Below are 15387 nucleotides of genomic sequence, written 5' to 3' on the forward strand. Positions count from 1 at the left end.
TCAGAGCGCCTTGGCGTTCTGGATCAGCCGCCGGATATATTCGAGCATCAGCTCTCGTTCGAAGACCCGAAAACCCTTGAACAGCGCAAGGTCAGCCTCGCGCGCTGTGTCGATGGCTTGCGCCTCCATCGCCCTGGCTTTTTCTGTCAGAAAGATTAGCTGCGCGCGTTTGTCGGTAGGATGCGGACGCCGCTCGATCAACCCGTCTCGCACCATGCGTGAGAGCGTGTTGGCCATCGTCGCCTGTTCGATATCGACGCGCTCCAGAAGCTGTTTCTGCGTCAGCCCGTCCTCGGCCCAAAGCTCCAGAAGGATAGGGAACTGTCCGGGAGAAAAACCGAGCCCTGCCGCGCGCTGATGCAGCGAGCGGGCAAAACCCTTCGCCAGCTGGCTGGCAAGGTAGGCGCCGGAATCCATTCGATTAAATCCCATGATTGTAAGTTAGGCTCAAAATCGCTCGGTAGACAATGCAACAAATCGCATACGATCCATCAAAAAATAGGAACGAAGTTCTCAAATTTTGAGTGCTGCAGCGAATTGCACAAAAAACAAAGCCGCCAAGGCCTGGAGGAAGGCCATGGCGGCTTGAAAGTGAGGACAAAGGCCCGGAGAGGGGGATGAGGCCTTTGTCCAAGCCTGACGCGGGCGGGGGACAAGCCGGCTATCAGACCCGCGGCGCGATCAAACGCCGGTGACTTTGATTTGTGATGGAGAATGTGGTTTTTCAAGGGAAAGAGAAAAAACCACCTATTACAAATTAGTAACAGTTTGGTGAGGCGGAATCTTTTTGCGCAACCAAGTTTATATGGACCTTGAAGGGCCGCCGCGCTATCCATGCTGCCATGAAAAAAGGCGATCATCTCTTCCTTATCGACGGTTCGGGTTTCATCTTCCGGGCCTTTCATGCACTGCCTCCTCTGACGCGCAAATCCGACGGCCTGCCGGTCGGCGCTGTCTCCGGTTTTTGCAACATGCTCTGGAAGCTGCTGAGGGATGCACGCGGTACCGATGTGGCTGCCACGCCCACCCACCTCGCCGTCATTTTCGACTACTCGTCGAAGACCTTCCGCAAGGATCTCTATGACGCCTATAAGGCGAACCGTTCGGCGCCGCCCGAAGAGCTGGTGCCTCAGTTCGGCCTGATCCGCGAGGCGACACGTGCCTTCAATCTGCCCTGCATCGAGACGGAAGGTTTCGAGGCCGACGATATTATCGCGACCTATGCCCGCCAGGCTGAAGCGGTCGGCGCCGACGTGACGATCGTCTCCTCCGACAAGGACCTGATGCAGCTCGTCACCCCGAATGTCCACATGTACGACAGCATGAAGGACAAGCAGATCAGCATCCCCGATGTGATCGAGAAATGGGGTGTGCCGCCGGAAAAGATGATCGACCTGCAGGCGATGACCGGCGATTCCGTCGACAATGTTCCCGGCATCCCCGGCATCGGCCCGAAGACGGCAGCCCAGCTTCTCGCCGAATATGGCGATCTCGATACGCTTCTCGAGCGTGCCCGTGAGATCAAGCAGGAAAAGCGCCGCCTGACCATTCTCGAAAACATCGACAAGGCGAAGCTGTCCCGCGAACTCGTGCGCCTGCGCACCGACGTACCGTTGGAGCTCGATCTCGACGCGCTCGTCCTGGAACCGCAGAACGGCCCCAAGCTGATCGGTTTCCTGAAAACCATGGAATTCACCACGCTGACGCGCCGTGTTGCGGAGTTCTGCAATTGCGACGCCAGCGAGATCGACCCGGCCTTCGTAAAGGTCGAATGGGGTGCGGATGCGCATGGGCCGGACCTCGATTCAGCCGAGCCGGAACCTGTCGCGGGCGCGGTACCCAAAGTGAATGGCGAAGCGGTGGCCGTTCCACCGCGCGCAAAGGCGAAGACTGCGGTCGAAGGCACGTTTGCGCCTGCCGATCTTGCCAAGGCGCGCGCCGAGGCGTTCGCGACCCTTCCGTTCGATCATTCTTCCTATGTGACGATCCGCGACCTCGCGACTCTCGACCAATGGATCGCCGCTGCGCGCGATACCGGACTCGTTGCCTTCGATACGGAAACGACTTCGCTCGACGCCATGCAGGCCGAACTCGTTGGCTTCTCCCTGGCGATTGCCGATAACACCGCCGATCCGACAGGCATACGCATTCGCGCCGCCTATGTGCCTATCGGTCACAAGACGGGCGTTGGCGACCTTCTCGGCGGCGGTCTCGCCGACAACCAGATCCCGATGCGCGATGCGCTGTCGCGGCTGAAGGCGCTGCTGGAGGATGAATCGATCCTCAAGGTCGCTCAGAATCTGAAATACGACTACCTGCTGATGAAACGTTATGGCGTCGAGACCAAGAGTTTCGACGACACGATGCTGATATCCTACGTGCTCGACGCCGGCACCGGCGCGCACGGCATGGACCCGCTGTCTGAAAAATTCCTCGGTCACACACCGATCGCCTACAAGGACGTCGCTGGCTCCGGCAAGTCGAACGTCACCTTCGACCTCGTCGATATCGAGCGCGCGACACACTATGCAGCCGAAGATGCCGAAGTGACGTTGCGCCTGTGGATGGTGCTGAAGCCGCGCCTTGCCGCCACCCAGCTGACACGCGTCTATGAGCGCCTGGAACGTCCGCTCGTACCCGTTCTTGCGCGCATGGAAGAACGGGGGATCACCGTCGACCGCCAGATCCTGTCGCGCCTCTCGGGCGAACTGGCTCAGGGTGCAGCCAGGTACGAGGATGAAATCTATCAGCTTGCTGGTGAGAGGTTCAATATCGGCTCCCCCAAGCAGCTCGGCGACATCCTGTTCGGCAAGATGGGACTTGCCGGCGGAACCAAGACCAAGACCGGCCAGTGGTCGACCTCGGCGAGCGTGCTGGAGGACCTTGCGGCAGCGGGCTTCGATCTGCCACGCAAGATCGTCGACTGGCGCCAGCTCACCAAGCTGAAATCGACCTACACGGACGCGCTTCCGGGTTACATCCATCCGGAAACGAAGCGGGTGCACACCTCCTATTCGCTGGCGTCGACGACGACAGGCCGCCTTTCCTCTTCGGAGCCGAACCTTCAGAACATTCCGGTGCGTACCGCCGAAGGCCGCAAGATTCGCACCGCCTTCATTTCGTCGCCCGGCCACAAGCTGATCTCGGCCGACTACAGCCAGATCGAGCTGCGCGTGCTGGCCCATGTCGCCGAAATTCCCCAGCTCGTGCGCGCTTTCGAGGACGGCATCGACATCCACGCCATGACCGCCTCCGAAATGTTCGGCGTGCCCGTCGAGGGCATGCCGAGCGAGGTGCGTCGCCGCGCCAAGGCCATCAACTTCGGCATCATCTACGGCATCTCCGCCTTCGGCCTCGCCAACCAGCTTTCCATCGAGCGCTCGGAGGCCGGCGACTACATCAAGAAATATTTCGAGCGCTTTCCCGGCATCCGCGACTACATGGAAAGCCGCAAGCAGATGGCCCGCGACAAGGGATACGTCGAGACGATCTTCGGCCGCCGAATCAACTATCCGGAGATTCGCTCGTCCAATCCTTCGGTCCGCGCCTTCAACGAACGGGCCGCCATCAACGCGCCGATCCAGGGCTCGGCCGCCGATGTCATTCGCCGCGCCATGATCAAGATCGAGCCGGCGCTCGCCGAGGCCGGCCTTGCCGATAGGGTGCGCATGCTCTTGCAGGTGCACGATGAATTGATCTTCGAGGTCGAAGACGAAGAGGTCGAAAAGGCGACGCCGATCATCGTTTCGGTCATGGAAAACGCCACCTCGCCGGCGCTGGAAATGCGCGTACCGCTTCGGGTCGACGCTCGCTCCGCGACCAATTGGGACGAAGCGCACTAAGGCATGCCGCGCAAAAATGCGCGGCGGTTTTGCGATAACGACATGCGAAAACAAAGGCTTGAAGCGCGGCAAGCGAATCTGGAAGATCGCGGCGTGCTTTAGGACGCTTGTCTCATTCGGCCAAAGATTTTTCCTTTCTCATCAAGCCTATGAAATTGATGATGTTTAATCTTTTTAGCCGTCCCGCAACGGGACTGCTGGAAGGAACTTATTAACCTTCATTTTCTATCCGGAAGGATGTCAGAAATTACCAGACGTGAGTGAGTAGCTGTCGCATGCGTTTTCCCAGAACCAATTTGACGGACGCCGAAGAGTTTTCTTCGGGACTTGAAGCTGACCATCACGTGGAAGAAGCCACTGTGGCATATGAAGGCGAAAAGCCGATTCCGCCGCTCTGGCAGAGCAATTTCTCGCTCGCCCCGAATGTCCGCTTCACCCGCACCCCGGAAACGCTGATCAGCAAGCGCCACGCGCCGGAGAAGCCTGTCCGCGAGGAAATTGTTGTGCCTGCCCCGCAGGCCGTAGCAGTGCCGCAGCCCTTGGCGGCACCGCAGATGCGCGCGCCGATCGCGGTGAACGTACCCTTCGATATTTACCTGCCCGAAATGGCTGAACCAGTCGCGCCGCAGCCGGAACCTCAGCTGCAGCCCGTTGCAGCAGTTCCCGTCGAAACGACGCTACGCGCAGCGACAGAACTTTCCTCCATCTCGGATTTCGCCTTCTGGGAGGTCATGGCCTTCGAGGAGACCGATGCCGGTCCGTCGCGTACTCCGGTCATCGCGTTGCAGCAGGTTGAACCAGAATCGATCACCTCGCGCTTCCGCATCATGGAATGGCGCCCAGGCCGACATAATCCGGCGCCGGTGGCGCCGCGCGCAACGCTGCCCGTAACGTCAGCGCCGGCCCGCCCCGCGCGTCCTCCGGCAGTGCGCGTTGCTCCGGCTCCGGTCGCTCCAGCTCCCGTCGCCCAAGGTCCGATAGTTCAGACCCCGGAAATACAGGCGCCTGTGGTCCAGTCGAACCAGGCACCGGCAGAAGCACCGCCCGCATCGCGTGTCGAGATCACCGCACCTGCACTATCCCCGGTTCGCTCTGCCCGCATGATCGTCGAGAAGGTTGATGCATCGGGCTACGAATTCCCGCCGCGTGCCCTGTTGCAGGAGCCGCCGGAGCGGCTCGGCGAGATCATGTCGCAGGAAACGCTGGAACAGAATGCCGGCCTCCTGGAGAGCGTGCTGGAGGATTTCGGCATCAAGGGCGAGATCATCCATGTCCGCCCCGGTCCGGTCGTCACCCTCTATGAATTCGAGCCGGCGCCCGGCGTAAAATCATCCCGCGTCATCGGCCTTGCCGATGATATCGCCCGCTCCATGTCGGCACTGTCTGCCCGTGTTGCTGTCGTTCCCGGCCGCAACGTCATCGGCATCGAACTGCCGAATGCGACGCGCGAAACCGTCTATTTCCGCGAGATGATCGAGAGCGACGATTTCGACAAGAGCGGCTACAAGCTGGCGCTCGGCCTCGGCAAGACGATCGGCGGCGAACCCGTGATCGCCGAACTCGCGAAGATGCCGCATCTGCTCGTTGCCGGCACCACCGGCTCCGGCAAGTCAGTCGCCATCAACACGATGATCCTGTCGCTGCTCTACCGCATGACGCCGGAACAGTGCCGCCTCATCATGGTCGATCCCAAGATGCTGGAACTCTCCGTCTATGACGGCATTCCGCATCTGCTAACGCCCGTCGTCACCGATCCGAAGAAGGCCGTCATGGCATTGAAATGGGCGGTGCGCGAGATGGAGGAGCGCTATCGCAAGATGTCGCGTCTCGGCGTGCGCAATATCGACGGTTATAATGGGCGCGTCTCCCTGGCCCGTGAGAAGGGCGAGACCATCCATATCATGGTCCAGGTCGGCTTCGACCGGCAGACCGGTGCGCCGATCGAGGAACAGCAGGAGCTGGACCTTGCACCGATGCCCTACATCGTCGTCATCGTCGACGAAATGGCCGACCTGATGATGGTTGCCGGCAAGGAGATCGAAGGCGCGATCCAGCGGCTTGCGCAGATGGCGCGTGCTGCCGGCATCCATCTCATCATGGCGACGCAGCGTCCTTCGGTTGATGTCATCACCGGCACGATCAAGGCGAATTTCCCGACCCGCATCTCCTTCCAGGTGACCTCGAAGATCGACAGCCGCACGATCCTTGGCGAACAGGGTGCCGAACAGCTGCTCGGCCAGGGCGACATGCTGCATATGCAGGGTGGCGGCCGCATCTCCCGTGTCCATGGTCCCTTCGTTTCCGATGCCGAAGTCGAGAAGGTCGTGGCACACCTGAAGACGCAAGGTCGGCCGGAATATCTCGATACGGTCACGGCCGGCGAGGATGAAGAAGCCGAGGACGAAGAGGACGGCGCCGTCTTCGACAAGAGCGCCATGGGTGCCGAGGATGGCGACGAGCTTTACCAGCAGGCCGTCAAGGTCGTCCTGCGCGACAAGAAGTGCTCGACCTCCTATATCCAGCGCCGCCTCGGCATCGGCTACAACAGAGCAGCTTCGCTCGTCGAGCGCATGGAGAAGGAAGGGCTGGTCGGTCCGGCAAACCATGTCGGTAAACGCGAGATCGTCTCGGGCCGCGGCGACAACGAATAATCGGAGCGCGGCTGGCTATCCTTCTTCGGAGGCCAGCCGCAGCGTCTCGAGCACGAAGTTACGCTTGCCGCCAGTATAATAATCCCAGTCGTCATTGGCCTCGCCCATGAGTTTCATCTTAAGGGCGGCATAGGCGTTCGCGCGCTCCGCGTGCGAGCGTAGATAGTCCCGAAACGCGAGCCGGTCTCGCAAAACGACATTGTTCGCCGAGCAGAGATATAGTCGTGCGCCGTAGGAGCCCTTGCCGCTGGTGAAGGTCCAGGTCTGCTGTTGGTATTTGTCGCCATGGAAGGTGAAGGCGCCAAGCGAATCTACGCGCTCGATTGCTTCGGGAAGCACATCCGCATTAGCGAAGGCAGCGTGCAGGTCGATCTTCGGCTTTGCCGCCAATCCGGGCACCGATGTGCTGCCGACGTGATGAAAGACGGGGGCGAGATCGGCAAGAAACGGCTCCAGTTCGCCGACGATCCGGCGGAAGAGAGACGGCCATTCCGGGTCATAGCGGACGACACGAATGGCCATTCTCGTTTCCTGCCTCGTTTAGACGATTTCCTTCAGGAAGCCATCCAGGATGTCGACCATCTTGCGCTCGGCCTCTTCCAGCGAGCCGCTATTGTCGAGCTCCACGACGTCGTAATCGCCGCGCACCGTCAGCGGGCCGCGTGCGAGGCGGGCCATGATGTCCTCGTGCGTCTCGCGGCCGCGCGCCTCCAGGCGGCCGGCCAGCACTTCCGGGCGGGCCGTCACATTGATGACCTTCAGCCGCGGGAAAGCAGCCTGGAAACGGTGCAGGGCCGAGCGCGAGCCATTGGCCACGACGAGGTGACCCCTGGAAAGTGCAACGGAAACCTCCGCCGGAATGGCGTATTTGAGACCATGCGCCTCCCACCACACCGCAAAGGCGCCGGACTGCTCCATCGATGCGAATCCCGCATCCGAAACGGCGAGGTGATCCTCCCCACCGGCATCGCCATCGCGAGTGATGACACGGCGGACAAAATGCACGTCTTCGCGGCGATCGAAATGCCGGGCCGCAAGGTTCATCAGCGTGTCCTTGCCGGCCCCGCTCGGGCCGACGACGACGACCATGATGCCGCGTTCGGCACCAGCGCCCGGATGGGGTTCGTGTGACATCATCATGCGACGCGGCGTCCTTCACGCCAGACGGAACGCGTCACCGGCACGCCATGTGAACGGTGGACGCGGACGAGATCGGCACGCAGGCCGGTTTCGATGCGGCCGCGATCGTTGAGGCTGACGGTGCGTGCTGGCGTTGCCGTCACCATTGCAATTGCCTTCGGCAAGGTAATGCCCTCGACCTCGTCGGCAAGAATGAAGGGCGCATGAAGCAGGCTGAGCGGCACATAGTCGGACGAAAGCACGTCGAGAACGCCGAGCTGCGCTAGATCACGCGCGGCGATATTGCCGGAATGCGACTTGCCGCGCACGATGTTCGGCGCGCCCATCAGAACGCTCATGCCGTTCTCGTGCGACAGCCGGGCTGCGTCGATGCTGGTCGGGAATTCGGCCAGGCGAACGCCGTTTTCGATCGCCTCATCGACATGGGCAGATGTGGCATCGTCATGGCTTGCGACGGTGATGCCGCGTTCGGCGCAGACCTTGGAGATCGCGTCGCGATTTGGCGTCGAATTGCGATCGGACTCGGCGATGCGTCTGGCGCAGAAGCGGGCAAACTCCTCGTCGGAAAGACCGCGCTTCTTCTGATAGTAGAAGATGTACTGGTCCATTGTCTGGAACTGGCGCTGGCCCGGCGCATGGTCCATCAGCGAGACGAGACCGACATAAGGATCGTTTTCGAAATCCGCGAAGTGCTGCAGCACATTGTCGGCCGAAACCTCGCAACGCAGATGGAGGAGATGTTCGGCACGCAGGCGCCCTTCCTTTTCGGCGGACTGGATGGCATCGGCCATCTCGCGCATCTCGCCGTGCTCGAAGCCGCCGTCTTCGTCAGCACCCATGCGCAGGCAGTCGAAGACCGTGGTGATGCCTGAGGTGACGATCTGCGCGTCATGGGCCTGGATGGCCGCCGTCTTGTTCCAGCGGATGCCCGGACGCGGCGAATAGTGGCCTTCCAGATGGTCCGTGTGCAGCTCGACGAGGCCAGGAATGATGTAGTCGCCCTCAAAGTCTTCGCCGGCTACCGAAATGCCTTTTGAAATATCGGCGATCTTGCCGTCGCGTATCAGGATAGAGCCCGAAAGGATGTCGTCCTCGAGAACGATACGGGCATTTGAAAGAACGGTTTCTTTGCTCATGTCAGAAAATCTTTCAGCTTTTGGCGCCAGCAAGAGGCAGCCATGTGTGAACTTTGAAAGGCGCGCCGCGCGCCTCCTCGCTAAAGACGGCAAGGCCGGAAATGTGAAGCGGCCTGCCGGTGAAAGCTGCAAAACGCTCCGTCAGGATCGCCTTCATCACTTCCGCGCGCTCTTCCGGCACCTGACCGGTCAGCGTCATATGGAAGCCGAAGTCATCCATGACATATGGATAGCCCCAGCGCATGAGATTATTGCGCTGGCTCTCGGAGAGCCTTTCCGGTTTGCGCCTGATAATATCGGCCTCGGAGAGTGCCGCCCGGAATGGCTCGAAAGACTTTACCACCTTTGCGGCGAAATCCTGAAGCGGCTGGTGCAGCGAACCCGGAACAAGTGCGAAGAAGCGACCGAGCTGTCCGAGCACCAGCTCGGGGATTTCAAAGGCCGGCGTCTTGGCGGCAAAATCTTCGACGACCGCCATCAGGTCCTTTTCGGTCACGGAGGAGGCAAGCTCGAAGGGCGCCTTGATCGTCGCGTGGAAGCCGTAGCGGCGCGGATCGGCGGTCAGTTCGAATTGTTCGTTTGACGGCAATGTCTTGTATTCGGGTGCCGGATAGGTCTCGCCAGTAAAGGCATTGCGGCCGAGCCAGACAGAGGCCGCATCCGTCAGGGAATGATCCTTGGACGGCGAAAAATAGAGAGCGTAGCGCAAGGCTTTTATCCTGGAGATCGTCCGAATGGGGAGCGCAATGTGCATTGATTTGGCGGTGAACCGCAAGCACGCTCCGGCTAAAAGATTTCCATGACAGAATGATGATGACGGCAGGCCGTCATCATCATTTGATCGGGCTTAGTGGCCGGCCTTAGTGCCCATCAGGCGATGGCGCAGTGCATTCGATGCGGTATCGAACAGGAAGACGACGATCAGGATCAGGATGACCATGTATGCGACGTTTTCCCAATTGGAATTGGTGCGCATGGCTTCCCAGAGCTTGAGACCGATACCGCCGGCGCCAACGGCGCCGATGATCGTCGCGCCGCGTACGTTCGATTCCCACTGATAGAGCGTCTGGCTGACGATGACGGGGACGATCTGCGGCATGATGCCGTAGCGATGCACCAGCACGGTCGAGGCGCCCGTCGACTTCACGCCTTCGCGCGGCTTGTTGTCAATATTCTCGAGACCTTCCGAGTAGAGCTTGCCGAGCGTGCCTGTCTCCGTGAGGAAGATGGCGCCGGAACCGGCAAGAGGACCGGGGCCGAAGGCGCGCGTCAGGAACAGCGCCCAGATCAGCATGTCGACCGAACGCAGGAAGTCGAAGAAGCGCTTCAGGGCCTGATTGAGGAACCTGTTTGGCGTGATATTGCGCGCTGCCATGAAGGCGAGCGGGAAGGCCGCGAGCGAACCGAGCAACGTGCCGAGGAAGGCCATCACGATCGTCTGGAACAGCTTGGTCCAGACATCGCCATGCTGCCATTCGCTGTTGTTCCAGATATTGTCGAAAGCGAGCGACAGGTTCGACTGATCGGGATGGATACGCGGGCCGGAGACGATGAGACTGATGACCTCGCTTGCCGGCTTGTCGAAGAAGGGCGACTGCGTATCGAAGACGAAGTTCGCCCAGCCGATAAATCGCTTGCGCACTTTCACGCGGTCGACGGAAATGCTGACATCCCCCGCAAAACCGAGATTGGCAAGCACGTTGTCGTCATAGACCGTCATCCAGCCAGGAACCGGACCGACGACTTTCGGTGCGCCGCTGCTGACATCGACCGGCACCGTCATGCCATGGGCAACGATCGTCGTCTGGCTCTTGCTGACCGTCACCGTGCGGCCGCTGCCGCCGACGAGAACCGTGATGCTGCCATCCGTGTTGGTTTTCAGCCAATCCGGATGCGGATCGTCGCCAAGCGGTGAGAAGCGTGGATAGCGCGTCTGGATCGTGCCATCGTCCTGGATACGGAATTCCGGCTGCACGTCATAGCTGATCCACTGGCTCATATAGATGCCGAAGCGTTCCCAGTGGGCTTCGGCGATGAGCTTCGGCAGGTCGAAAAACCAGACGGCATAAAAGCCGTAGAGGATTGTCGCGAGCACAATGAGGAGACCGCCGAAACGCTGGCGGAAGGACTTGTGAAAATATTCCGGATAGCGCGTTTCGATCTCATGCATGCGGTTTGCGTCGATGACCGTCATGGCAGCCTCAATGTTGCAGGAGGAAGGCGTGTTCGCCGACGAGCCGGCGGCGCAGCCAGGCGGAGAACTGGTCGACAGCGACAATCGTCACGAAGAGCAGCAGCACGAGCGCCACGGTCTTCGCGCCGAAACCGCGGGAAATGGAAAGCTTGAGCTCTTCACCGATACCGCCGCCGCCGACAGCGCCGATGATGGTCGAAGCGCGCACGTTGATCTCGAGGCGCAGCAGCGCATAGGACGCATAGTTCGGCATGACCTGCGGCAGAGCGGCGAAACGTACCCGCTCCAGCCAGTTCGCGCCGACGGCGCGCATGCCTTCGTCCGGTTTCATGTCGATGTTTTCGGCAACTTCATAGAAGAGCTTGCCGAGTGCACCGATCGTGTGGAGCGTGATCGCGATGATGGCCGCCACCGGTCCGATCGAGAGGATCGCCGAAAACAGGCCGGCGATGACGATTTCCGGGAAGGCGCGCAGGAATTCCATGATGCGCTTTGTAAAGATGCGCAGCGGCCAGTTCTTCGTCAGATTGCGTGCAGCAAAGAAGCTGAGCGGAACGGCGAAGACGAAGGCGATGATGGTCGAAACGAGCGCGATATTGATCGTGACGATCATCAGCTCGAAATACTCAGGAATGTAGAAGCTGCCCCAGACATAGACGCGGCCATTGGCGAAATTGAATTCTTCGCCACCCTTGTCATTCGGGCTCGCAATATCGAAAAGCGCGCGCCAGACATCGGTCCAGTCTTTTGGGATAAGCCAGCTCAGGAAGTCGAACAAATGCGGCAGGCGTTCGAAGAAGTGACCTGCATTGCTCTCGTCGGCAAAGCGCACGGAGCTGACGAAGGCGGCGATGAGGATCACCAGACCAAGCGCGGTATAGAAACGCCGCCTGGCGATCATCCTGTCCCAGGCTGTGGCGATTTCCTTCGTGCTCTGCATCGGCACATGCTGCTGTGTATCGGCAATAGTCATGAACGCCTCGCCTACTGCATAATTCCTTAAATCGGGCTCGATTTAAGGAATTATGCAGCAATTTAGAGTTCTACAGCGTCCTTTGCGCGTCTGACGCGCGGCGCTGTAGTCACAAGAAAAAGGGCGGCCGTTGCCGGCCGCCCCGTATACGGATGGCGCAATCAGCCGCCGATAGCAGCCTTACGAACTTCTACGACAGCGTTGTAGAAGTCGTGCTTGACCGGGGCGTAGCCCTTGTAGTCGCCGCCTTCGATAGCTGCGAAGCACTTGTGGTCCTTCTCCGGCAGGGCGGTGAAGAAGGCGGTGAGCTTCTTCTGCCACTCTTCGCCGAGAGCGTTGCGAACGACGAGCGGGCCGTTCGGGATCAGCGGCGAACGCCATACTTCAACGAGCTTGTTCGGATCGACGGCGCCCTTGTCGACTTCCTTGCGGAAGGTACCGGAGGTGTAGCCGTCCTTGAAGTCGCCGATGCCCGAGCTATCGTCAACAGCAACGTCGACCTTGCCGTCGTAAGCAGCGAGCAGGTTGTTCTCGTGGCCGCCGTTGAACTGCGTGGAAGCGAAGAACTTGTCGTTCGGCATGCCCGTGTCCTTCGGGATCTGCGTCAGCGGAACGAGATAGCCCGAGGTGGAATCCGGATCGGCGTAGCCGAGCTTCTTGCCCTTGGCGTCCTTGATCGTCTTGATGCCGGAGGACTTCAGGGCGAGACCGATCGAGTAGTAACCCGTGGAGCCGTCCTTCTGCTGCGTCGTCAGGATCGGCGTAACAGCCTTCGGGTCCTTGATGTAGACGGATGCGTAGCCGGAAGCGCCGAGTTCAGCGAAGTCGAGCGTGCCGCCGAGGAGGCCCTGGATAACGCCGTCATAGTCGGCGGCCGGGAAGAGCGAAACCTTCTCGAAGCCGAATTCCTGCTTCAGGTGGTCTGCAAGGCAGGCATAGTTGCGCAGGCGGTCGGTTTCGTTTTCGCCGCCGAGGATGCCGACGCGGAATTCCTTGAGGTCAGCGGCATTGGCAGCGCCGGCTGCGAGCGACAGGATCGCCGTAGCCGCAAAGAGTGCTTTCTTCAACATGGGTTCTCTCCTGAATGACCGGGCGCCCGGTCGTTTTGGTACGAAGAAATCTGCCCTTGACGCGGGCATTCGATCGCGGCCGCCCCTCTCACAGACCGGCCAGCGCCAGCGGTTGGGTGCCGGCGGATTGGTTTTCGGCTCCTTCCGGAGCGATATTGATTGCGGTCGAGGTCATCGTTTCGTCGATGCCCGCACCGTCCTTGTCCGTGCCATAGATTTCCTTCACGGCCTCGGTAGTGAGTTCGGAAGGCTTGCCGTCGAAAACGACACGGCCGCCTGCCATGCCGACGATGCGTTCGCAGTAGCTGCGGGCCGTATCGAGCGTATGCAGGTTGGTGATGACGGTGATGCCCTCGCGCTCGTTGATGTTTCGTAGGGCATCCATGACGATCTTGGCGTTCAGCGGGTCGAGCGAAGCGATCGGCTCGTCGGCCAGAACCATCTTCGGGTTCTGCATTAGCGCGCGGGCGATCGCCACACGCTGCTGCTGGCCGCCCGAAAGCGTGCCCGCTGCCTGCAGTGCCGTCTGCTCGATGCCGAGGCGCTCGAGTGCCGCGATCGCCTGGATGCGCTCTTCGCGGGTGAAGACGTTGAGCAGGCTAAGGACCGTCGAGCGATGGTTGAGACGGCCGAGCATGACGTTGGTCAGAACGTCGAGGCGCGGCACGAGGTTGAACTGCTGGAAGATCATCGCACAGTCGCGCTGCCAGTTGCGCAATGCCTGACCGCGAAGGCCGGAGACCTCGACACCGCCGAAATGGATGGTGCCGGAGGAAGGCTCCTGCAGGCGGTTGATCATACGCAGGAGCGTAGACTTGCCGGCGCCCGACCGGCCGATGATGCCGACCATCTGGCCCTGAGGAATGTTCAGCGTTACGGAGTCGACAGCGAGCTTCTTTCCGAACCGGCGTGTGACATTCTTCAGTTCGAACATCATGCTCTTCCCTCGCATTTCAGGCTTGCTTCTGGGATCGCATTAGTCCCGCTTCATGAACCTCGCGTGTCAGTTTTGTGTAAGTCCTGTCACAAAACTCTGCCCCGTAACATTCGGCTCAGCCGCCGTAGCGCGAAAGGAAGTCTTCGGCGCCAAGTGCCCGGAAATCAGCCAGTGCGCCGCGTAGCCGGTCGTGTTCCCAGTCCCACCAGGCAAGCCTGTCCATGCGCTCGCCGATCTCTCTCGGAAAGCGCTCTCGGATAAGCTTGGCCGGCACGCCGCCGACGATCGTGTAGGGAGCGACATCCTTCGAGACGACGGCCCCCGCGCCGATGACGGCCCCGTTGCCGACGGTCACGCCGGGCAGGATCGTGGCGCCATGACCGATCCAGACATCATTGCCGATGACGACCCGGTTGGAGCGGCGCCATTCGAAGAATTCGCTCTCCATGTCGGCATCCGGCCAGTAATCGACGGCGCGGTAGGTGAAGTGGTGCAGCGTCGCGCGCCAGGTCGGATGGTTGGTTGCGTTGATACGCACTGCGGCGGCGATGTTGACGAACTTGCCGATCGTCGCGCACCAGATCGAGCCGTCCTGCATGATGTAGGAATAGTCGCCGAACTCCGCTTCGCTGATGCGGCAGCGCTCGGAAACTTCCGTGTAGCGGCCGAAGGTCGAGTTGGAGACGGCGGCGGTTTCATGGAAATAGGGCTCGACGCCCAGCTTGCGGCTCATGCTGCGATCGCCTTTCGCGGAGAGAATTGCTGGACGTCGAGAATGCGGTCGGCAACGGCTTCACGCACTTCCTCATCGTGAAAGATGCCGAGCAAAGCGACGCCCGCCTTCTTCTTTTCCTCGATCATGCCGACGACGACGGCACGGTTCTTAGCGTCGAGCGAGGCGGTCGGCTCGTCGAGCAGCAGGATCGTGTGATCGGTGATGAAGCCGCGGGCGATGTTGACGCGCTGCTGTTCGCCGCCCGAGAAGGTGGAGGGCGGCAGCTGCCAGAGCGCTTCCGGCAGGTTGAGCTTTTCGAGCAGGCTTGCTGCTTTTTCGCGGGCGCTGTCGGCCGCTTCGCCGCGTGCAAGCAGCGGCTCGGCGACGACGTCGAGGGCCGCAACACGCGGCACAGTGCGCAGGAACTGGCTGACGTAACCGAGCGTGTGGCGGCGCACGTCCAGGACGGTGCGCGGGTCGCCGGCGGCGAGATCGACGATCTTGCCCTTGTGGTTGACGAGGATCTGTCCGCTGTCGACGGCATAATTGCCGTAGATCATCTTGAGCAGCGAGCTTTTGCCGATGCCCGATGGGCCACCGAGCACGACGCATTCGGCCGATGCCACCGAGAAGGAGACATCCGAGACGACCGGCAGCTTGAGGCCGTCGCGCAGGTGCATGGTGAAGCTTTTGGCGACTTCTGAAACGACGAGAGGCGTTGCCATTTTC

The 15387-nt window shown here is 60.6% G+C and carries 13 protein-coding genes; 2 read left to right on the plus strand and 11 right to left on the minus strand.

What is annotated here, in order from left to right; all coding sequences use genetic code 11:
• The gene (locus tag LVY75_10265) at positions 1-417 is read right to left on the minus strand and encodes a MarR family transcriptional regulator (protein ID XAZ23631.1); all 417 of its coding nucleotides are present in this window, start codon (positions 415-417) and stop codon (positions 1-3) included.
• A 425-nt stretch (positions 418-842) separates the two neighbouring features.
• On the opposite strand from LVY75_10265, the gene polA reads away from it, so the two are divergent.
• Complete coding sequence (polA, locus tag LVY75_10270; GenBank protein XAZ23632.1) at positions 843-3842, plus strand: DNA polymerase I; 3000 nt, start codon at positions 843-845, stop codon at positions 3840-3842.
• 275 nt (positions 3843-4117) lie between these two features.
• Positions 4118-6493 (plus strand): DNA translocase FtsK, encoded by a 2376-nt coding sequence (locus tag LVY75_10275; GenBank protein XAZ23633.1) that lies wholly within the window; start codon positions 4118-4120, stop codon positions 6491-6493.
• A gap of 15 nt (positions 6494-6508) precedes the next feature.
• On the opposite strand, the gene LVY75_10280 is transcribed toward LVY75_10275, so the two are convergent.
• The 10 genes from LVY75_10280 to phnL all read right to left on the minus strand — a co-directional run bounded on the left by LVY75_10280 (position 6509) and on the right by phnL (position 15383).
• Entirely contained in the window at positions 6509-7015 is a 507-nt protein-coding gene (locus LVY75_10280; GenBank protein XAZ23634.1) for a GrpB family protein, read from the minus strand.
• Between the two features lie 18 nt (positions 7016-7033).
• Positions 7034-7630: a phosphonate metabolism protein/1,5-bisphosphokinase (PRPP-forming) PhnN gene (gene phnN / locus LVY75_10285; protein ID XAZ25681.1), complete on the minus strand. Its 597-nt coding sequence runs from the start codon at positions 7628-7630 to the stop codon at positions 7034-7036.
• Positions 7630-8769, minus strand: coding sequence for an alpha-D-ribose 1-methylphosphonate 5-triphosphate diphosphatase (locus LVY75_10290; GenBank protein XAZ23635.1), 1140 nt, complete (start codon positions 8767-8769; stop codon positions 7630-7632). The genes phnN and LVY75_10290 overlap by 1 nt, the downstream gene beginning before the upstream one ends.
• A 13-nt stretch (positions 8770-8782) precedes the next feature.
• Complete coding sequence (locus LVY75_10295) at positions 8783-9478, minus strand: DUF1045 domain-containing protein (protein XAZ23636.1); 696 nt, start codon at positions 9476-9478, stop codon at positions 8783-8785.
• A gap of 138 nt (positions 9479-9616) precedes the next feature.
• Positions 9617-10963 (minus strand): phosphonate ABC transporter, permease protein PhnE, encoded by a 1347-nt coding sequence (phnE, locus tag LVY75_10300; GenBank protein XAZ23637.1) that lies wholly within the window; start codon positions 10961-10963, stop codon positions 9617-9619.
• A gap of 7 nt (positions 10964-10970) precedes the next feature.
• A complete protein-coding gene (phnE, locus tag LVY75_10305) occupies positions 10971-11936 on the minus strand; it encodes a phosphonate ABC transporter, permease protein PhnE (protein XAZ23638.1) in 966 nt (321 codons plus the stop codon).
• Between the two features lie 161 nt (positions 11937-12097).
• Positions 12098-13006: a phosphonate ABC transporter substrate-binding protein gene (gene phnD, locus LVY75_10310; GenBank protein ID XAZ23639.1), complete on the minus strand. Its 909-nt coding sequence runs from the start codon at positions 13004-13006 to the stop codon at positions 12098-12100.
• A gap of 88 nt (positions 13007-13094) precedes the next feature.
• Entirely contained in the window at positions 13095-13940 is an 846-nt protein-coding gene (phnC, locus tag LVY75_10315) for a phosphonate ABC transporter ATP-binding protein (GenBank protein ID XAZ25682.1), read from the minus strand.
• Positions 13941-14058: 118 nt separating this feature from the next.
• Positions 14059-14676, minus strand: a complete 618-nt coding sequence (locus LVY75_10320; GenBank protein XAZ23640.1) for an acetyltransferase — start codon at positions 14674-14676, stop codon at positions 14059-14061.
• Positions 14673-15383 carry a phosphonate C-P lyase system protein PhnL gene (gene phnL / locus LVY75_10325; GenBank protein XAZ23641.1) on the minus strand — a complete coding sequence of 237 codons (711 nt, stop codon included), beginning with the start codon at positions 15381-15383 and terminating at the stop codon, positions 14673-14675. Before phnL ends, LVY75_10320 begins: the two co-directional genes overlap by 4 nt.
• Positions 15384-15387: the final 4 nt, after the last annotated feature.

Origin of the sequence: Sinorhizobium sp. B11, assembly GCA_039725955.1 — a bacterium.
Taxonomy (GTDB): Bacteria; Pseudomonadota; Alphaproteobacteria; order Rhizobiales; family Rhizobiaceae; genus Rhizobium.

Coding starts and splice junctions, on each gene's coding strand:
- LVY75_10265 (XAZ23631.1), bottom strand. CDS start 417: ATGGATTCCGGCGCCTACCTTGCCAGCCAGCTGGCGAAGGGTTTTGCC.
- phnN (XAZ25681.1), bottom strand. CDS start 7,630: ATGATGTCACACGAACCCCATCCGGGCGCTGGTGCCGAACGCGGCATC.
- phnC (XAZ25682.1), bottom strand. CDS start 13,940: ATGTTCGAACTGAAGAATGTCACACGCCGGTTCGGAAAGAAGCTCGCT.
- phnL (XAZ23641.1), bottom strand. CDS start 15,383: ATGGCAACGCCTCTCGTCGTTTCAGAAGTCGCCAAAAGCTTCACCATG.
- LVY75_10275 (XAZ23633.1), top strand. CDS start 4,118: ATGCGTTTTCCCAGAACCAATTTGACGGACGCCGAAGAGTTTTCTTCG.
- LVY75_10280 (XAZ23634.1), bottom strand. CDS start 7,015: ATGGCCATTCGTGTCGTCCGCTATGACCCGGAATGGCCGTCTCTCTTC.
- phnE (XAZ23638.1), bottom strand. CDS start 11,936: ATGACTATTGCCGATACACAGCAGCATGTGCCGATGCAGAGCACGAAG.
- polA (XAZ23632.1), top strand. CDS start 843: ATGAAAAAAGGCGATCATCTCTTCCTTATCGACGGTTCGGGTTTCATC.
- phnE (XAZ23637.1), bottom strand. CDS start 10,963: ATGACGGTCATCGACGCAAACCGCATGCATGAGATCGAAACGCGCTAT.
- LVY75_10320 (XAZ23640.1), bottom strand. CDS start 14,676: ATGAGCCGCAAGCTGGGCGTCGAGCCCTATTTCCATGAAACCGCCGCC.
- phnD (XAZ23639.1), bottom strand. CDS start 13,006: ATGTTGAAGAAAGCACTCTTTGCGGCTACGGCGATCCTGTCGCTCGCA.
- LVY75_10290 (XAZ23635.1), bottom strand. CDS start 8,769: ATGAGCAAAGAAACCGTTCTTTCAAATGCCCGTATCGTTCTCGAGGAC.